This is a genomic window from Microvirga splendida, assembly GCF_016427565.1.
Lineage (GTDB): Bacteria > Pseudomonadota > Alphaproteobacteria > Rhizobiales > Beijerinckiaceae > Microvirga > Microvirga splendida.
On record NZ_JAELXT010000010.1, the window covers coordinates 96,045 to 114,102 of the forward strand.

Annotated in this window: 15 protein-coding genes; 5 read left to right on the forward strand and 10 right to left on the reverse strand. The window is 63.6% G+C overall.

What is annotated here, in order from left to right; translation table 11 throughout:
- The first annotated feature begins 154 nt into the window (after positions 1–154).
- Positions 155–2,584 (forward strand): helicase-related protein, encoded by a 2,430-nt coding sequence (locus JAO75_RS12040; protein ID WP_199049383.1) that lies wholly within the window; start codon positions 155–157, stop codon positions 2,582–2,584.
- 67 nt (positions 2,585–2,651) lie between these two features.
- Positions 2,652–3,176, forward strand: a complete 525-nt coding sequence (locus tag JAO75_RS12045) for an ankyrin repeat domain-containing protein (RefSeq protein WP_199049384.1) — start codon at positions 2,652–2,654, stop codon at positions 3,174–3,176.
- A gap of 12 nt (positions 3,177–3,188) precedes the next feature.
- Here JAO75_RS12045 and JAO75_RS12050 read toward each other — a convergent pair whose 3' ends face one another.
- From JAO75_RS12050 to JAO75_RS12075, 6 genes are all read right to left on the reverse strand, one after another.
- Positions 3,189–4,037: an SAM-dependent methyltransferase gene (locus JAO75_RS12050; protein ID WP_199049385.1), complete on the reverse strand. Its 849-nt coding sequence runs from the start codon at positions 4,035–4,037 to the stop codon at positions 3,189–3,191.
- Positions 4,034–5,188, reverse strand: a complete 1,155-nt coding sequence (locus JAO75_RS12055; RefSeq protein WP_199049386.1) for an NAD(P)/FAD-dependent oxidoreductase — start codon at positions 5,186–5,188, stop codon at positions 4,034–4,036. Before JAO75_RS12055 ends, JAO75_RS12050 begins: the two co-directional genes overlap by 4 nt.
- Complete coding sequence (locus JAO75_RS12060) at positions 5,185–5,898, reverse strand: methyltransferase domain-containing protein (protein ID WP_199049387.1); 714 nt, start codon at positions 5,896–5,898, stop codon at positions 5,185–5,187. The genes JAO75_RS12055 and JAO75_RS12060 overlap by 4 nt, the downstream gene beginning before the upstream one ends.
- 7 nt (positions 5,899–5,905) lie before the next feature.
- Positions 5,906–6,997, reverse strand: coding sequence for a type III polyketide synthase (locus JAO75_RS12065; RefSeq protein WP_199049388.1), 1,092 nt, complete (start codon positions 6,995–6,997; stop codon positions 5,906–5,908).
- A 109-nt stretch (positions 6,998–7,106) separates the two neighbouring features.
- Complete coding sequence (locus tag JAO75_RS12070) at positions 7,107–8,027, reverse strand: DMT family transporter (RefSeq protein ID WP_199049389.1); 921 nt, start codon at positions 8,025–8,027, stop codon at positions 7,107–7,109.
- Between the two features lie 83 nt (positions 8,028–8,110).
- The gene (locus tag JAO75_RS12075; RefSeq protein WP_199049390.1) at positions 8,111–8,422 is read right to left on the reverse strand and encodes a hypothetical protein; all 312 of its coding nucleotides are present in this window, start codon (positions 8,420–8,422) and stop codon (positions 8,111–8,113) included.
- Positions 8,423–8,736: 314 nt separating this feature from the next.
- Here JAO75_RS12075 and purT point away from each other — a divergent pair, with 314 nt between their 5' ends.
- Positions 8,737–9,909 carry a formate-dependent phosphoribosylglycinamide formyltransferase gene (gene purT / locus JAO75_RS12080; protein WP_199049391.1) on the forward strand — a complete coding sequence of 391 codons (1,173 nt, stop codon included), beginning with the start codon at positions 8,737–8,739 and terminating at the stop codon, positions 9,907–9,909.
- A gap of 9 nt (positions 9,910–9,918) precedes the next feature.
- On the opposite strand, the gene JAO75_RS12085 is transcribed toward purT, so the two are convergent.
- From JAO75_RS12085 to JAO75_RS12095, 3 genes are all read right to left on the reverse strand, one after another.
- Entirely contained in the window at positions 9,919–11,364 is a 1,446-nt protein-coding gene (locus tag JAO75_RS12085) for a peptide ligase PGM1-related protein (RefSeq protein WP_246742472.1), read from the reverse strand.
- A gap of 288 nt (positions 11,365–11,652) precedes the next feature.
- Positions 11,653–14,112: an SdrD B-like domain-containing protein gene (locus JAO75_RS12090; protein WP_199049393.1), complete on the reverse strand. Its 2,460-nt coding sequence runs from the start codon at positions 14,110–14,112 to the stop codon at positions 11,653–11,655.
- Between the two features lie 288 nt (positions 14,113–14,400).
- Positions 14,401–14,742, reverse strand: a complete 342-nt coding sequence (locus JAO75_RS12095) for a hypothetical protein (RefSeq protein WP_199049394.1) — start codon at positions 14,740–14,742, stop codon at positions 14,401–14,403.
- 394 nt (positions 14,743–15,136) lie between these two features.
- Between JAO75_RS12095 and JAO75_RS12100 the strand changes: the two genes are divergently transcribed.
- Positions 15,137–16,780 carry a Na/Pi cotransporter family protein gene (locus tag JAO75_RS12100; protein WP_199049395.1) on the forward strand — a complete coding sequence of 548 codons (1,644 nt, stop codon included), beginning with the start codon at positions 15,137–15,139 and terminating at the stop codon, positions 16,778–16,780.
- Between the two features lie 7 nt (positions 16,781–16,787).
- Here the strand turns inward: JAO75_RS12100 and JAO75_RS12105 are convergent, their stop codons facing one another.
- A complete protein-coding gene (locus JAO75_RS12105) occupies positions 16,788–16,964 on the reverse strand; it encodes a hypothetical protein (RefSeq protein WP_199049396.1) in 177 nt (58 codons plus the stop codon).
- A 155-nt stretch (positions 16,965–17,119) separates the two neighbouring features.
- On the opposite strand from JAO75_RS12105, the gene gcvA reads away from it, so the two are divergent.
- Entirely contained in the window at positions 17,120–18,055 is a 936-nt protein-coding gene (gene gcvA, locus JAO75_RS12110) for a transcriptional regulator GcvA (RefSeq protein WP_199049397.1), read from the forward strand.
- Positions 18,056–18,058 lie beyond the last annotated feature (3 nt).

The following is an 18,058-nucleotide window of genomic DNA, read 5'->3' on the forward strand; positions in this document are numbered from 1 at the left end:
AGCAGCGGGGTTATCGTCGCTTTGCGGCGACAATCGAAAACATCTGCAGCCTTCTGGAGTTTACCCCCGGCGCGCGGCGCAAGCTGTGACGACAGGCTGCCACCTTGAAAGAGGAGGAGCCGCCTTTGGCGCGTTCCACCTTTCGGAAATCTGAATGTCCAAGAGATCGAAGAACCTTGTCAGCCTCAATCATCTGCCGGGCATCCTGCTCGCCAGCCAGGCCGAGTGCGAGCGTTGGATCGACGCCGGGCTGATCCCGGTGGCGGAACGCCGGACCGTCCAAAGGCGCGGGCGCAGCGTCGAAGAGCCGATGTTCGACCCGGAGGTGATCGCGCAGCTTGCCGCCGAGGTTCCGGCTTGGCGGGAGCAGGGCGGTAATGCCGGATCCGAACAGCGGTCCCATGGGCGCCGCAGGGAAAGCGACCCATCGACCGACGATGCGACGCACCGCCGGCGCCAGAGCATCCTCGCACCCGTCCGCAAGAATACGGGCCTCTACGTCGCCGAGGACATCCGCCGGATCGAGAGCGGCCGCTGGAAGCCGGAACGCGTCTTCGCCGGCTACAGGGCGGTGTTCAGCCAGCCCATGCAGGTGCTGCCGGACAGCGATCCCATCGAAATCGCCGTCGAGTTCGCCTTTGCCGAGCCCCTGGAGGTCGCAGCCGTCGTCCTTGCGCCCGCTCGCGTGGAGCGCACGGAACTGGCTGCCGCGTCCGAGGCTCTGGAGGCCAGGCTGATCGAGCTGCGCGACGCCACGTTCGAGGCTTGCAGGCAGGAACTGGCGAACTGGCGCGACGAACTCGAGATCTACCTCGACGCCTTCGAGGACGCGGACGAGCGGCAGGCAATCTTAAGCGGCATACGGGCGGCACTCGACAAGCTCGACCGGGTTCATGCCTCCGACAAGGGCGGCCCGGCCGGTGCTGCGCGCAAGCTGCGCCAGAAGCTCGACGATTTCCGCTCGAAGGCCGCGGCCCGGCGACTCCGGCACCTGCGCGAGGCCCAGATCCGCGAAGCCTCCGGCTATGAGCGCTACGCGGCGATCTTCCCGGTCGCCCGGTCCCTGAATCGGCGCTTCCTGTTCCTGGCCGGGCCTACCAATTCGGGCAAGACCTATGAGGCGCTGAAGCTCGCGCGCGAGGCCGAGACGGCCGAGATTCTCTCGCCCCTGCGGCTCCTGGCGCTCGAACATTTCGAGCGCATGAGCGAGGAGGGGCTTCCGGCCGGCATGGTCACGGGCGAGGAGCGGGTGTTGCCGGAAGGCGCAACGCACATCGCCCGCACCATCGAGACCCTGGACCTGCACCGTGTCGTCGATGTCTGTGTGATCGACGAGGTGCAGATGCTGGGCGATCCGAGCCGCGGCTGGGCCTGGACCCAGGCGATGATCGGCGCGCCCGCCCGGCTGGTGGTTCTCACCGGCGCCCCGGAGGCGATCCCTCTCGTGGAGCACCTGCTCGCCATGACCGGCGAGCCCCTGGAGGTGAAGATCCTCAAGCGCAAGGGCAAGCTGCGCGTCGAAGGCGTTCCGGCCAATCTCAACAAGCTGACCCGCGGCGATGCCGTGGTGGCCTTCACGCGCCGGGATGTTCACGATCTGCGCACGCGCCTCGTGAAGGCGGGGCGCACCGTGGCGACCGTCTATGGGGCGCTGGGACCGGAGGTTCGTCGTGCGGAGGCCGCGCGTTTCCGCAATGGCGAGGCAGAGATTCTCGTGGCGACGGATGCCATCGGCATGGGCCTGAACATCGGTCCGCTCCGCCGTGTCGTGTTTTCGACCCTGCGCAAGTTCGACGGGGTGCGTGAGCGGCAGCTCACCGCCATGGAGATCAAGCAGATCGCTGGCCGGGCAGGGCGCTTCGGCCACCATGACGAGGGTCTCGTCACGGCTTTGCCGGAGGTTGGAGCTTACGCGCAGGTCGAGGCCGTTATCGGCAATGCCTTGAGGGGCGATGCCGCTAAACTGCGGGGCAAGGCGTATGTCCGCCCGAACCAGGAGACGGTGCTTTCGGCCAGCGAAGTGCTGCAGACGGATCGGCTCGGCCGCGTGCTGCAGCACCTGAACGACACGCTCGTGGCAGGCCACCCGGATCTTCGCATGGCCGACATGGAGGAGATGATCGCACTGGCCACGCTGCTCGACACCGTCAGCATGCCGATCCTCGACCGCCTGTCCTATTCCATGGCGCCGGTCGATGGGCGCGAGCAACTGGCCGTGGAACTGCTGATCGACTGGGCCCGGCAGCATGCCCGCGACGGGCGTGTGCAGGCGCCCGACTTCGGCGTCAACACGGACCTTCTGAAACTCGAAGCGCGCGTGAAGATCGCGACCAGCTGGCTTTGGCTCGCCCAGCGTTATCCGGACGTTTTCGAAGATGTGGAGGCGGTGGTGGACCTGAGGGCGAGCCTCAATGCGCATATCGAGGAGAAGCTCGTCGCGACCTCCGTCTCCCACCGCCGCAAGCCCGAGGACAAGTCCCGGCGGGACCGGGGCGGGCAGGCCGAACGGCAGAGGAAGAACCGCAGGCGTCGATCAGAACGGGACGTCGGCGAGACGGAGAGTTATCGTGTCAGGGGCCGCTAAAGCATGGGCCTAGAAGGTGGATTTTCACTCTTGGAACCCACCCTCCCGCACTGACCCGGAGAATGCAATGACGAGCGAGACGCCGAAGCCGGAGCCGGACGAGGAGACGATCGCTTTTGCGCAACGGGTCTTCCAGCATGCACGAGCGGGGCAGGTGCAGGAGCTTGGCGATCTGCTTCGCATGGGATTGCCACCCAACCTGCGCAACGAGAAGGGCGACTCGCTCCTGATGCTGGCGAGCTATCACGGACACGCCGACACGGCGCGCCTTCTTCTCGACCATGGCGCCGATCCGGAACTCGCCAACGACCGTGGCCAGACCCCTCTGGCCGGAGCGGCCTTCAAGGGGGACATGGCGACGGTCCAGGCCCTTCTGGATGGAGGAGCGGACGTGAACGGTCGCAGCGACGGCGGCAAGACCCCACTCATGATTGCGGCCATGTTCAATCGGGTGGAGATCCTCGATGTTCTGCTGGCGCGGGGCGCGGACGCTCAGGCGTGCGATGCGGGAGGGCTCACGGCCGAGGCGCTTGCAAGCGCTATGGGCGCGACTGACGCGGCCGAAATGCTGGGGCGTCCCGAGCGGGCATAACGAGCGGATGGCTTATCGAGGCTTGTGCGCCGTCAAAAGGCCGTAGCGCATCGACCCGGTGAGATAAGCAATCCAGATGCGTGGGACGCTCAGGGCGAAGATACGGTTCTTGGCGCGGGCATCCAGCAGATAGCGTCTGTACGGCGCATGGGTCAGAAGTTTTTTCGCAACGCGCCCGGTGCAGAGCGCCCAAGTGCGGCGGACCCTGGTGCTGAGATCCTCGAATCCATCCACGACGAACCCGGCCTCGCTCGCCCATGCCCGATATTCGGCCTCGCTCCCCATGCCCGGCAGGCGCCCCTCGCGGCAGATCGGCTCCAGCAGGTGGCGCTGCTCCCAGGGGCGTGCATCGTCTCGGGCGAGCCAGGCATAGATTGCCAGCCGGCCGCCTGGGCGAAGCGTACGGTGGGCCTCGTTAAAGAAGCGGCGCTTGTCGGGCATGTGCTCGGAACTTTCGATGGCGATCACATGGTCGAAGGTGTCGTTCTCGAAGGTGTTCTCAAGCCAATCCTGCTTAATGAAGTGGAGCTGAGGGGAGGCGGCGCTTCGCGCCTGCGCCTGCACAAGTTGTGCCGCCGAGAGCGTGACGCCGGTGACGTGGACGCCGTGATGACGGGAGAGCCACTCCGCCGTCGCGCCATAGCCGCAACCGACATCGCAGATGTGCTGTCCTGGCCGAAGATCCAACGTTTCCGCGAGATGCGCCACAAGGGCTTCCACGGCCTGATCCGGCGTCTCCCGGCCTGTGGACCAGAGACCGTGATGAACGTGCTCGCCCCAGATCTCCCGGTAGAACGGATCGAGCTCGTCGTAGTGCTCCGCAACGGCTGCCGAGGTCTGGACGGTTCTCGGCACGATCATGGCGGGACCAGTGCCCTTTGCATGGACGCCTCCCGCATCCGGGTGAAAGATGCGACCTGCCGCATGATGGAAGGCCATGTCCGGCAGAGATGAAAGATGGCTGCTTGGCCCAGATGTTGTCGTGCGGCCTTGTTGAGCAGGAAGGCCAGCCGGATCTGGCCCCGGATGTCGGCCGCCATCTGCTGGTGAAAGCTCGTGCTTCTGCGGCCAAGGCGAAGATAGGTCGTGGCTGCAAGGCATCCGCTGTGCAGGGCCATCGACATTCCCTCGCCGGTGAAGGACGGGATCACGCCGATCTGGTCGCCGAGGCGGAAGATCCCTTGAGGCTCTGTTGTGTCGGGGCGATGGACAAAGCCATAGGGGATCTGAAAGATCGAGAGAGGCTTGTCGAACAGCATCGCCGCGCCCCGCAGCGTTTCCGCCAGAGGCGGGCACTCGAGGGCAATCTGCTCGGTGAGGCTGTCCCAGCTTCGGCCGATCGTCTCGAAACGCTGCCGTGTCACGACCAAGCAAAGATTGGCGATGTCATCCTCGATCAGCTGTAGCCCGGCATAGCCCTCATCGAACAGAATGATTTCGATGGTGCCGTCGAGGGCGGCGCGCTGCTCCTCCGACAGGCGGTAATGCATCTTGAAGCCGATGAAATCGTTCATCGAGCCGGATGTCGGGCGCCTGGCGCCTCTGACATCATGCTTGCCGCTGGCCAGGAAGAGGGAATCCGCATGGACCGTTCCGAACGGGCTTGCATCGACCTGATGGCTTGATTCCTCGCTGGAAATCGTTCGGACCGCCACGCCACGCGCAACCTCGGCTCCGAGCGCCATGGCCCTTTGCAGCAGGGCCTCGTCCAGAGCCTTGCGGGAGAGGCCGCGTGCGAGAAAAGGCAGGTCCGTTTCCGTCCGCTTTTCACGGTGGAAAAGGCGAAGGCGCGAGATCCGGCTTGCCCCCAGGAGGTCGAGGTCGATCCCGAGATGGGCCAGATAGGTTTGGGCCTCGATGCTGAGAAACTCGCCGCAGACCTTGTGCCGGGGCTCCGGGTCGCGCTCGAGCAGGAGGACGGAATGTCCCGCCCTGCCGAGAACACAGGCCGCTGATGCTCCTGCGAGGCCGCCGCCCACGATCACGATCTCCTGACGGCGCTGCCCGCTCATTTCAGCCGACTCACGCACAGGCGGAATGGAATGTGCCAGCGGATCTCGGCAGTTCCATGCTCCAGCCCGGCGGCGCTCAGGATCTTCTCCCAATCCTGCTTGCGGAAGCTGCGGGCGATGGAGACCGGACCGTCATGCCGGACGAAGCGATGCCAGCGGGCTGCGCGGGCAAGGACGCCGAAGGCGTGAAACGGAACCGGGTGCCGGTGGAGGTCGGCAATGTACCAGCCCCGTGCCGCGACTTTCTCCATCCAGCGGATGAAGGTCGTCAGTTCCTCGTTCGACATGTGATGCGTCGTCTGGGAGCTGATCACGAAATCGATGGGCCGTTCGGGATTGTAGTCGAAGACGTTGCCTGTCCTGTACTCGATGGGTGCATCGGGAGGCGTTGCGGCGCGAGCGATCTGTTCGCTCATCGGGTTGAGGTCAACGCCGACCAGATCGACGGCGCGCGCCTTGCGGCGGCTCCAGGCATGGATCTTGCGCAGGAGATCGCCATAGCCATAGCCGACATCGAGCACCGTCACCCGTTCGTTGGGCGCCAAGTTCCGGGTGGCCCGGTCGAGCCATTTCAGGATCGGCACATGGGTCAGCGTCAACGCATTGACCGAGGCGAGGTCCTTCAGGCAGGCCCGGTAGTCGTCGAGGCCGACAGCTTCGGTGTCCATCAGCTCCGTCTCATGGCTGCGCTCGGCGAAGCTCCGGCCCATGGCGGCTTTATCCTGCGATGTCGAACCGGAAGGTCTCGGCGACGAGCCCGGGACCGAAGGCCATGCCGAAGCCCTTCGAGGAGGGCGGGGCTTGCTGCATCATCCGGTTGAGCACGAACATCAGCGTGGCGGACGACATGTTGCCGAAGTCCCTCAGCACGCCGCGTGACCATTGCAGCGCATCCGGTTCGAGTTCGAGCCCCTGCTCGACCGCATCGAGAATCGTGCGGCCGCCCGCATGCACAGCCCAGAGGTCGAAGTCGTCCTTGTGCTGGCCGCGCAGGATGCCGCCGTCGTCGTTGCGGGTGGCTTCGTGGCGAAGCGCCTTCGCGATCTGCTGCGGCACCTCCCCGGACAGGCTCATCTGAAAGCCGGCATCCCCAATGCGCCAGGTGATGAGATCGCCGGTCTCCGGGATGGTGGCGACGCGGAAATCCTTGAGCGCGATGCCTGTCGGTTCTGCAGAGACGAGGCTCGCGGCGCACCCGTCGCCGAAGAGCAGGGCACCCAGGACGACCTCAAGGTCCGAGGTCTCCTGAAGGTGCAGTGTGCAGAGCTCTAGATTGACCACGAGCACTTTCGCGGAAGGCTCTGACCGGACGATGTGATGGGCCAGCTTCAGGGCGTTGACGGCCGCCGCGCAGCCCATGAACCCGACCAAGGTGCGCTCGATGCCAGGGTTGAGGCCGAGCCGCTCCATGAGCTGCTGGTCGAGCCCAGGAGCCGTGAACCCGGTGCAGGACGCCACGACCAAATGGGTGAGGCCCGGCAGTTCCTCCCCAAGGTCGAGAGCCTCGACCGCCTTCTCGGCAAGATCGACCGCGTGGGTTTCGAAGCGGCTCATGCGGGCAGCAGTCCCGGCAAACTGCCCCGGCTGGAAGAAGCCCTCCTGATCGGCAGCGATCTCCAGGTTCTCGCCGGGCGTGAGGGTCGAGTAGCGATGCTCGATCCCGGAGCGCTGGACCATGCGTCTGAACAGAAGCTTGTCTTTTCGCTCCGGGAGGAAGTGATCCATGAAGCCGATGAACGTCTGATGGACGTCGTGCTCCGGCACAGCCGTTCCGATCCGGTTGATATACGCGCCTGTCACGAATTCCACCCTGCCTCTCCGGCCCTTGGCTTCGGCCCGATCCTCAAAGATTGCCTCTCAGGGACATAGGGCGCGGGGCAGGCGAGTGAACGCGGCTGCGGCAGAAGTCGCACCCGCTTCAGTGCGGCGTGGATGTTGCCGCCGGCGCCGGGGGAACGGTTTCGGGCAATGGGACTGCATCCGGGCGGCCCCGCTTGAGGGTCTGTTCGCGAGCGAAGATGAACAGGCCTGCGGCGACCACGATGGCGATGCCGAGCAGGGCGAGGGCATCGGGCCACTCGTCGAAGAAGAGGGCGCCGATGGCCAGGGCCCAGAGGATCTGGCTGTACTGGGCCGCTCCAAGGCGGTCAGCCGGGGCGTATATGGTCGCGACGATGAACAGGGCCTGGGCGGCGAACGCCGTTGCCGCAAAGGCGAGGAGCAGGACCCACTGATGCGCCGTAGGCCAGGCAAAGCCCGGGATCATCAGCACGCCGGCGAGAACGGTGGTCGCCAGGAAGACCGTGCCGATCAGGGTGAAGCGCTTTTCCGTATGGCCGATCATCCGGCCTGTAATGACGCCGCCGGCTGCGCACAGTGCGGCCATGAGTGCCGCAAGGTGGCCGGGCAGGAACTCCCTGAACCCGGGACGCACGATCACCAGCACGCCGATGAAGGCGGCGCAAACGGCGAGGCCGCGCCGCCAGCGGACATGCTCCTTCAGGATGAAGATGGACAGGACCGTCACGAGGCTCGGCATCAGGAACAGGATCGCGAAAGCCTCCGCGAACGGCAGGCTCCGGAAGGCCATGACGCTCAGCGGCGTCGTTGCCGCGATCAGGAAAACCCTGAGCCCCATAAGCCAGGGCCGGTTCCAGCGCACGAGATCGACCAGGCTGTCGCCCCGCTTCATGAAGACGGGGGAAAGGATCAGCGGGATCAGATAACCGAAGAAGGTCACCTCGAACGGGTCGAGGCCATGGCCGATCTCCTTCACGATGGCATCGCCCCAGGCGAAGACCGCGAAGGCGAGGAAGGCGAGGACGATACCTTTGACCATGTTCGAGCATTCAGGGGATGAGAAAAGACAAAGGCGCCGGCCGATGGGCCAGCGCCAGCGGGCAGGAGAACAGAATAACAGGCTTACCGGGGCGTGACGAGGCGGGGGCGCTTGCGCTCGACCACGACCACCTTCGGTCCCTCGTGGCGCTCGGCCATAGAGGTCCGCTCCGCCAGCCGCATGGGACGGCGGATCGGCATCGGAACGGCGGCCTTCTGGGCGATGGGTCGGACCTCGTCCTCGGACATGCCCATGAGTTGCGCGGCAATCTCGATCTGGCTTTCGAGGTCGTCCGTCAGCCCTTGGGCCGCCGCGATGGCTTCCTCAAGGGCAGGAGGGTCGACTCGGGTCACGCGCCGGTTCTGGGGTTCCGAAGATTTCTTCTTGGCTAACATGGGGCTTCTCCTGGGCAGACCCTTAACTCACGACACCGAGGTTTGCGTAGTGCTTGGTTGAGACGGCAGGGCTGCACCTGGCGCAAGCGAGGCTGAAATCTCCTCGATGCTCTTGAACGCGGCTGGAGGAAACAGGATCCATGCCGAATCGTGAAAAGCGGCGAAGAACAAAGCTTTTCAGGAGGGGGCCTATCGACCGACATCCCCATGGTTCATCGCATGTTTCCCCTTTTCGACCCGCGCCGACTCGACCATATCGGTCAGCTCAGGCATCCAGTGTCATCGCCGCCCGGCATCAAACGAAGGACAGCCCCGTGTTCACTGCCAAAATTCTCCTTCTCGGATCCGGCGAACTCGGAAAGGAGTTCGTGATCTCGTCCAAGCGGTACGGCTGCCACGTGGTCGCTTGCGACAGCTATGCGAACGCCCCTGCCATGCAGGTTGCGGACGAGGCCGAGGTGTTCTCCATGCTGGATGCTGATGCCCTGCGTCAGGCCATCGAGAAGCACCGGCCCGATTTCATCGTGCCCGAGATCGAGGCGATCCGCACCGAGGTGCTGCAGGAGTTCGAGGACAAGGGCTTTACGGTCGTGCCCTCCGCCCGTGCAGCGTCTCTGACCATGAACCGGGACCGGATCCGCGAGCTTGCCGCCACCGAGCTCGGGCTGCGCACGTCCAAGTACCGGTATGCGGAGAGCCTGGAGGAGGTGAGGGCCGGGGCCGAGCATACGGGCCTGCCCTGCGTCATCAAACCGGTCATGTCCTCCTCAGGAAAGGGCCAGAGCACCGTGCGGACGGCCGATCAGTTGGAGCAGGCCTGGAACGATGCGGTGGCGAACATGCGCGGCGACCGCAAGAAGGTGATCGTCGAGGAGTTCATCGCCTTCGAGTACGAGATCACGCTGCTGACGATCCGCTCCCGCGAGGGCGTGTCGTTCTGCGAGCCCATCGGGCACCGGCAGGAGCGGGGGGATTACCAGGAATCCTGGCAGCCGACGCCGATGACCGAGAAGCTGCTCGCCGATGCCAAGGAGATGGCCACCAAGGTGGTCGACAATCTCGGCGGCTATGGGATCTTCGGAGTCGAGTTCTTCGTCACCCGAGACGAGGTAATCTTTTCCGAGCTTTCGCCCCGCCCCCATGACACGGGGCTCGTCACGCTCCTGTCCCAGAACCTTTCCGAGTTCGATCTTCATGCCCGCGCGGTTCTGGGTCTCCCGATCCCGCCGGTCCGCCTTTACGGACCGACCGCTTCGGCCGTGATCCTGGCGGATCGCGAAGCCGAACGGTTCGAGATCCGGGGATTGCGGGAGGCGCTGGAGCTGGGTTCGAAAGACGCCGATGTGGAGGTCCGCCTGTTCGGCAAGCCGACGACCCGCAAGCACCGCCGCATGGGCGTTGCCCTGGCCTCCGGGAGCACGGTGGAAGAGGCCCGCGAGCGGGCACGCCAGGCGGCCGATCGGGTGCAGATCACGTATGAGGGCTGAGCCTGCGGGTCAGACCGCGCTGCTCTCCCGGTCGAGCACCTCGGTCGTGCGGCGGTAGAGCGCTTCCGTTTCCTCATGGGAGGGAGCGATGCAGAGGACGCCCAGCTTGCCGAATTCCGACAGCGCGCCGATCAGGTGGAAGACGACGCCCTTCTGGCAGGCTCCATCGAAGTGGAGCCTGTTGAGCGCCGCGATGTCGATCAGATCGCCAGGCGTGAGGCCGCGATAGAGCGGCGATTCGAGATTGTCGGAGGCGTAATAGCAGCGGGGCTGGCCGGCCGGGGTGAGGAAGCTGCCGCTGGCCGGGTCGTAGCAGCCGTCCGTGAGGAACTCGAGCATCATGAACGGGTGCGTGGTTCCCCCGCGCCTCAGATTGATTTCAATGGCGTAGTGGCGCCATTCATTGCCTTCCAGGACGGACAGGAAATCGATGGCGAAACGCCCGCAGACACCTTTTTCAGCGAGAGCCCGCGCGGCCTTCAGGCCATCCTCCTGAATCTCGAGGCGGTAGTGCTCGTCGGCCGGGAAGGTGCAGCCGAGGAAGACCTGTCCGCTGTCGCCGCCGAGAACCTGATCGTGGGTCGCGACGGGCTCGAGCTGCCCGAGAGGGTCGACACGGAACTGAGCCGAAGGGGACCGCTTGACTTCGCCCTCGATGAACTCCTCCACGATGCCGCCCATGGCGAGAAGCTTTCCCTCGAACAGCTCCCAGGTCATGTCCTTGGCCTCGAAGGCCAGTTCGGGAAGGCGGTCGCGGATCCAATTCCGCAGCCCGGCTCCTTCGGGGGCTCCCTTGTAGGCGAAGATCGCATTGCCTTCGCCCGAAAACCCTTCGTTGAGCTTCACGACCGCCCGCCGGATCGCAGGCCGGCGGTGCTTCAGCTCCAGCAGCGCGTCCGTGATCTGATCCGACGTGGAGAGATCCTCAAAGCCTTCCGGCATCGCGATGCCGGCCTCGCGGAAGATCTTCCTCGAGCCGCTTTTGGACCCCAAGGACAACAGGTCCGGGTCGCAGCCATAGATGGGCAAGTCTAGGCTGAGCGCGAGATCGCGCTCAAGTTCCGTGACGTTGAAGCAGATCATGTAGGCGGAGGCCGGATCGGGAATGGCGTCCCGGATCCGCTGCTGCAGGCGGGGGCGTTCGATGATCTTCTCGGTCAGCGATGTCCCGGAGCCGTCGTGGCAGGAAAGAAGGGTCAGGCGCTTCCTGGCGTGCTGCGCCGGGATCCCGGGCAGCAGGTGCAGATAGTAATCGATGATCGGCTCCGGGATCGGATGGCTCGTCACATAGACGATCTGCGTCCGCGGCAGTCGCAGGAGCATCAGATAGCAGAGCATCCGCTCCTCGTAATGATGAGCCCCCGCAATGTTGGCGAGGACCTCCCGGTCCATGGTCAGGCTTGGAACGATGACGACGGTTCTGGGAGTGTCCTGTTCCGAAAAGCCACGAAACATGGAGGTCAGGCGAGCCTGCAGCCGTGAAAATGCTTCCGGTTCATGGGAAAGCCCCGTTGCGCCCGCTCCGCTCGTCATCGACCTTGTGTCCCCTTTCGTGGAGGCTGTGGACCTCTGCCTTGCAGCGGAACGCTTGTGGCCAAGGTTTTGTTGCGCTGCGGCCGGGTGCCGAACGCCTTGCTGCCGTTTCCGAATGCGGAATTTCTCAGGGGCGAGGCTTCCATGCGTTAAGAGGCGCGCAATGGATGCGCGCCTCTTAACGGGCAGCTCCGATAAATCTGGCAGATCTCAGATCAGGTAGAAGTGGCTGTGCTTCAGATTGATGCCAGCGTCGATCTTTGCGAACTCGATCGCCTTCACCTTCGTACCCGCGCCATCCGCATCGTAGGAGAGAACGCCGGTCTTCTTGTTGTAAATCAGATAGTCGTTCTTGTCCTCGGCCTGTGCGCCGACGGTGAAGAAGTTCTTCTTTAACTGAGACGGCTTATCGGGCGATCCCTTGCCGAGTTTCTTGAACACGGCATCGTCGAGGTAGAACTTGTCATCGTTCACCTTGAAGTCGGTGATCGTATCGAAGTTCACCTTCCTGTCGGTCGTGGAGCTTCCCAGCTTCTGGTCGAATATGAACTTGTCCCTGCCGGCGCCTCCGGACAAGGTGTCGTTGCCGTAGCCGCCGAAGACCATGTCGTCGCCCTCGGCAGCGGCAATGAAGTTCTTGCCCGGATTGCCGATCATCACGTTGTCCAACCTGTTGCCGGTGAGGCTGAGGGAGGTCTTGCCGGTAGCGGTGATGTTGCTGACATCGGCCGCAAGCGTCATGCTGGAGGAGGTGACGAGCGTCCTCTCGTCCTGCAGCCAGACGAGATCGCCGGCGAATTGTCCTGGGAGGATAAAGCCTGCGGGCATCTCGTCGCCGAAGATGTAGTCCGCTCCGCCGGTGCCGTAGAGTCTGTCGGAGCCCGCGCCGCCGACGATCAAATCGTCGCCGCCATTGCCGTAGCCGATGTCGTCACCGCTTCCGCCGATCATCACGTCGCGGGAATTGCCGCCATACAGCTGATCGTTTCCGTCTTTGCCGTTCAGGCCATTGACGCCTTCATTGCCGTAGAGATTGTCGTCGCCGCCGGCGCCAATCAGCTTGTCCCGGTCGTTGCCGCCGTAGCCGTTCTGGCCCTTGCCGAGATCCCGCCATTCGTATTTGCGAAGAGCGACCTGCCGCTCGTCGTTGACTTCGACATCCGCCGGCTTGCGGCCGGCGCTCGCGATCAGGCTCGCGAACGAAACCGCCGTTCCGTCATCGAGCTTGAGAGCCGTGGCAGAGCTGGTGTCGAGCCCCGAATAGTCGTTGAAGACGATCGCCCCACCATCGCCGAACACCAGCGCCAGCTTGTTGTGCTTGGGCGTGTCGATCCAGTTCGCAACCTTGCCGACCCAGGTCGCCTTGATGTCCTTGAGGGCATAGCCGGAGAGCTCGATGACGTCGTCGCCGGGCCTGAAGTCCCAGATCATGTCGACACCGTCGCCCTTGGCGTAGCGATAGGTGTCCCGGCCGTCATTGCCGTAGAGGTTGTCTCCGATGAGAACCTTGTTCAGCTTTCCGTTGCCAGGGTTTCGGGCGGTCTCGCCGCGATCCGTGCCGCCGTAGATCGTGTCGTTGCCGCCTTCACCCTGCATCTCGTCATTGCCGCTGCCGCCATGGATGAAGTCATCGTGGTCGCCGGCTTCGATGAGATCGTCGTTTCCGATCTCCTGCGGAGGGGTGACGACGGGAGGCTGGACATCGACCTTGGACAGCCCGGCGTCGACAGCCGTGACATGCCTCTCCGTCTCTGTGATCGTGTAGGATCCGGTGCGGCCGGTGCTCGCATCGGCGTCGCTGTCCCGCGTGTCGTCTGAGCCCGCATTCGACCCGGTGAACCGGTATGTTCCGTCCGGACCTTTTCCGAACTGAACGTCGTAGGTCCCGAAGGACAGATTGCTGAATCGGTACTCGCCCTGGCCGTCCGTCATCGCCGTCGACACGACCTTGCCGGTGGAGTCGATCAGCTTGACCTCGATGCCGGGCAGGCCGGTTTCCTGGCTGTCGTCACCCTGAACGCCATCCCCGTCGAGATCGAGCCAAACGCGCCCTGAGAGGGAGCCGGTCGGTACCGCCGTTGGTGCGGCGGGTGCCAATCCCCACAGCTTGAGGCTGTCCTCGCGCCTGGCTCCGTCCGTGCCGACGCTCGTGAGGCGCGCACCGAAGCCCTGCTGGGCCAGGTGCTCCAGGGTCAGGTTGTCGGTGATGTGGTCCAGGATGATGGAGACAGTCTTGATGTCATCGTGCCCGATGCCGGACGTTCCGATTCCAATTCCCACGTCGTAGGGGGTGAGGGGGCGACCGTTCATGGTGTCGCTGTTGCCGCTCCCCGGCACGGCTTCGACCCCGTCTCCGTCGAATGTACGTCCTTCGATCAGGGACTCGAAACCGGCTGCTCCGGCAACCGAGAGGCCCTTCAGCCAGGTTTCGTCCGAGGGATCGTTCTCGATACCCGCCATATGGAAGAAGATGCCGCGAAGATCGGCGGTATCGGCGGTCCCATCCTCGTTGTTGTCGAGAATGGCTGCGGTCAACCGTAAGGTGCCGTCGTCCAGCTGCTCTACGAGAAACCTCACCGCAGGAGTTCCGATTTCGTATACGGAACTGCCTTTGGCGACCAGTTCATCCTTGTCGATGATGAACTCGAGCGCCCGAACTACGCCAGCCATGCAACTTGCCCCAGACAGGAGTGAGCCGACGCAGTGAGGTCAGAGCGAGCCACTCCATATTTTGGGATCCATCAACTCCTTCCATACCGTAAAGTCAATCGCTGCTTAGGATTGAGCTGGCAGTCAAACAAATACCAGCGGCAGGACTTTCCTCCGTTCATGGAACTAAGTTGCAGCACATCCCTGGAGGGGGCCGCAAGGTAAGTGCCAGATTCTCAAGTGAATCTCTAACGGATGGGATGAGACGATCGTGCGGATACGTGGAAGGGAGAGGCGCCCGGGCAGGCTTTATCTGTGCGGGCTTCTTCTGGAGGATGTCATGTTCAATCTTGTTCGGATCTCACCGACAAGGATGTTCAACTCCCGCTGCAGCCGGTTCAAGCGAGACAGGATTTCCTGATCCGGCATGTCGGGAGCAATGGCAGCATCGGCCCTGTTTGGAAGCTGCTGCGTCATGCTGCGCAGCTCCTCCAGGGTCGTTGGGCCGATATTGGGCACCGTCAGCCACTGGGCATCGGAGATGCTGGCCACCTCACGGATTGTCGGACACCGCCCCTGGAACTCTGCCAGGATGGCTCCCCGGACGCGTCCGGAGCATTTCTCAATCGGAAATGGATCGTCCAAACCCATCTCACACCCTCGCATACTCAGCAGCGGAATTGTGTCCATCAAGAATGCGACCCTCAAGACTTGGCCGTGTCGGATACTCATGCGTACCGGCTAATTGTGGAAAAGAGCAGACGTCATTTCGGGGGTGATGGCATGCGTTGGGAGTAGCCAAATTGTTCCACTTCTACATTCGGTTGTCCCTGGGAGGGTATGCCACCTCAAACCCTTGAGCTAATTGTAGAATAGGGGTTAGGTCCTCGCCGGGCCAGGATACCCTCCCGCTCACTCCGTCATTGAAAAATTCCGTGCCTTGCCTGCTGCCGACACGCATTATTAGCCGGCAACCTGATTGCGGTCTCGGTTCATGACGGATAAGCAGGTCGATTGTGCCGTATTTTCCTTTTTCGAGGGCTGAATGTCTGCGACCTCCGTTCTGATCCACCTTTTCGGTGAGATTGCCCTGCTTCTCTGGGGCATCACCATGGTCAACAGCGGGGTGCAGCGCGCTTTCGGGAGCGACCTGCGCTGGATGCTCGGGATAGCGTTGAGAACGCGCCTTCAGGCCTTCCTGGCGGGCGTCGGCGTCACGACCGTTCTCCAGAGCAGCACCGCCACGGCCCTGATGGTCGCGTCCTTCACGGCGGGCGGGGCCGTGGACATCGTGCCGGCCCTTGCCGTCATGCTCGGCGCGAATGTGGGCACCACACTGATCGTGCAGGTGCTTTCCTTCGACGTCTCCCTGATCTTCCCGGTCCTCGTCCTCGGGGGCTTCACAGCCTTCCGGCGCGGAAAGACGAGCCGCACGAAGGACCTGGGGCGCGTTGCCATCGGCCTCGGATTGATGCTGCTCTCGCTCCGGTTGCTGAGCGAGACGATCCATCTGATCGAGGGTTCGGCCATCCTCAAGGAACTCCTCGCATCGATCGCTTCCGACCCGCTGATACTGGTGCTGATCTCGGCGTTCTTTGCCTGGATTGCCCATTCCAGCGTCGCCGCGATGCTGTTCATCATGTCTCTCGCCGGGGTGGGCGTCATCGGACCCTCCGCGGCTCTGGTGATGGTGCTCGGCGCCAATCTCGGCAGCGCGATCAATCCATTCCTCGAGGCCATGGGAGGCGACCCGGCCAAGATCCGCGTCCCGGTCGGCAATCTGGCCACCCGCGTCGTCGGCTGCGCCGTGGCCCTTCCGCTGATCGACCCGATTCTCTCTGCGATGGCCGCGTTCGATCCGAACCCTGCCCGAATGGCGGCGAACTTTCACACCATCTTCAATGTGGCGTTGGCCGCAATCTTCATCTTGCCCTTGCCCTGGATCGCGAAGCTGCTCGTCAGGCTCTTCCCGGAAAAACTCCAGGCCTCGGATCCGGGGGTTCCGCAATATCTGGACAAGGATGCCCTGGATACGCCCTCCGTCGCATTGTCCAACGCAGCCCGCGAGGTCCTGCGGATGGTCGATACGGTGGAAGCGATGCTGCGCAGCTCTCAGGATCTCTTCCGGGAGGACGACATCAGCCGCGTCGATCAGGTCAGCCGGACCGACGACGTGCTGGATCGGCTGTTCAGCGCCATCAGGCGCTATCTCAGCTCCATCAACCACGAAGCCCTCAGCGAGACGGAGGCGAAGCGCCTCTCGGATATCCTCGCCTTCGCCATCAATCTGGAGCACGTGGGCGACATCATCGACAAGAACCTGATGGAGCTTGCCGCCAAGCGGATCAAGAACCACCTGCGCCTGCCGAAGGACAGCCTGGAGGACATCACCAGCATGCATGCCAAGCTGCTGGAGCACCTGCAGCTGGCCGCATCCGTCCTCATGTTTCAGGACATCGGCTCGGCCCGCAGGCTCGTCTCTGAGAAGGAGCGGTTCCGGGATCTCGAGCGCGCGGTGGCCCAGAAGCATCTCGATCAGCTCCGGTCCGGCAGGACCGCAGGCGACACCGGCACGCTGCAGCTCGACATCGTCCGCGATCTGAAGCGCATCGAGGCTCATATCGCCTCGACCGGCCACTCCCTGCTGGAGCAGAGCGGGGAGCTCAAGCCGAGCCGCCTGACGTCCTGATCGCCGGCTATTTCTGATCCTTTAGGATCCGCCAGTCCATGTAGCGGGCCGGCTCGGGCAGACCGATGTCGCGCCTCTCGTGGTCCGACAGGTGGCTCAGATCCGAGATGGCCGTATCGGGCCTGAGAAGGGCCGGACGGAGCCAGAGCTTCAGGCGCAGCCAAGCGTTCTCGATACCGCGCAAGCGGCGAGTCTCTTCGTACCTCATGACAGCCTACCGATTTGTTTCGTGAGAGGGCTTCAGTGCCCTCGATCGAGCATCCATAAGGTGCGCCTGTTGCAGGAGCTTGACAAAGCGAAAGCCAATGGGCTGGCATAAGGCAGCCTTATGGATTGCCCATGTCAAAGCTGCCCTCGAAACTTCCTCCCATGAGCGCCGTCAGAGTCTTCGAAGCTGCGGCGCGCCATCAGAGCTTTACGCGCGCTGCGGAGGAACTGGGCATGACCCAGGCCGCCGTGAGCTACCAGATCAAGGTTCTCGAAGACCGGATCGGCGCGCCCCTCTTCGTCCGCCTGCCGCGCCAAGTCACCCTCACGGCCAAAGGGCGGCAACTGGCGCCTGCCGTGACCGAGGCGTTCGAGGCATTGCGCACCGCCTTTGCGAGCGTTGAGGCGACGGCTCAGACCGTTCTCTCGATCTCCACGCTCACCACCTTCGCGGCCAACTGGCTGGTGCCTCGGCTGGGTCGCTTTCAGCAGCTTCATCCGGGCATTGCCGTTCAGATCAATGTTTCGGGACAGGTGGTGGATTTCGGCCAGAGCGATCACGACCTGGGCATCAGGAGCGGGAACGGGAACTGGCCCGGCCTGGAGGCGCATCTCCTGTTTCCGAATCTGTTCACGCCCGTCTGCAGCCCTGACCTGATCCGGGGCGTCACCCTGAAGGAGCCGGCCGACATTCTGAAATTCCCGATCATCTCACCCGGCGATCCGTGGTGGCAGGATTGGTTTGCCGCGGCCGGGGTGACGGAATTCGATCCTTCGCAGCGTCCCGACAATAACCTCGGGGCTCAGCAGTTCGAGGGCATGGCCGCCATGGCAGGGCAGGGATTTGCCCTGATCAATCCCTACTTCTTCCCAGGCGATCTCGCAGCAGGGCGCCTCGTTCAGCCCTTCGACCTGCTTGCCACATCCGAGCGCGGGTACTGGCTGGTCTATCCCAAAGCCCGCCGTCGCTCCGCGAAGATCGAAGCCTTCCGCGACTGGGTCCTGAGCGAGGTGGCGGGAGATGCAGAAAAGACGCCTGCACTCGCTCCCATCGAAGCCGGGATCTGACGG

Excerpts from the sequence above, each read along its gene's own strand:
- JAO75_RS12040 (WP_199049383.1), top strand. The coding sequence starts at position 155 with ATGTCCAAGAGATCGAAGAACCTTGTCAGCCTCAATCATCTGCCGGGC.
- JAO75_RS12085 (WP_246742472.1), bottom strand. The coding sequence starts at position 11,364 with ATGTTTCGTGGCTTTTCGGAACAGGACACTCCCAGAACCGTCGTCATC.
- JAO75_RS12070 (WP_199049389.1), bottom strand. The coding sequence starts at position 8,027 with ATGGTCAAAGGTATCGTCCTCGCCTTCCTCGCCTTCGCGGTCTTCGCC.
- JAO75_RS12055 (WP_199049386.1), bottom strand. The coding sequence starts at position 5,188 with ATGAGCGGGCAGCGCCGTCAGGAGATCGTGATCGTGGGCGGCGGCCTC.
- JAO75_RS12090 (WP_199049393.1), bottom strand. The coding sequence starts at position 14,112 with ATGGCTGGCGTAGTTCGGGCGCTCGAGTTCATCATCGACAAGGATGAA.
- JAO75_RS12060 (WP_199049387.1), bottom strand. The coding sequence starts at position 5,898 with ATGGGCCGGAGCTTCGCCGAGCGCAGCCATGAGACGGAGCTGATGGAC.
- gcvA (WP_199049397.1), top strand. The coding sequence starts at position 17,120 with ATGTCAAAGCTGCCCTCGAAACTTCCTCCCATGAGCGCCGTCAGAGTC.
- JAO75_RS12050 (WP_199049385.1), bottom strand. The coding sequence starts at position 4,037 with ATGATCGTGCCGAGAACCGTCCAGACCTCGGCAGCCGTTGCGGAGCAC.
- JAO75_RS12095 (WP_199049394.1), bottom strand. The coding sequence starts at position 14,742 with ATGGGTTTGGACGATCCATTTCCGATTGAGAAATGCTCCGGACGCGTC.
- JAO75_RS12075 (WP_199049390.1), bottom strand. The coding sequence starts at position 8,422 with ATGTTAGCCAAGAAGAAATCTTCGGAACCCCAGAACCGGCGCGTGACC.
- JAO75_RS12045 (WP_199049384.1), top strand. The coding sequence starts at position 2,652 with ATGACGAGCGAGACGCCGAAGCCGGAGCCGGACGAGGAGACGATCGCT.
- JAO75_RS12100 (WP_199049395.1), top strand. The coding sequence starts at position 15,137 with ATGTCTGCGACCTCCGTTCTGATCCACCTTTTCGGTGAGATTGCCCTG.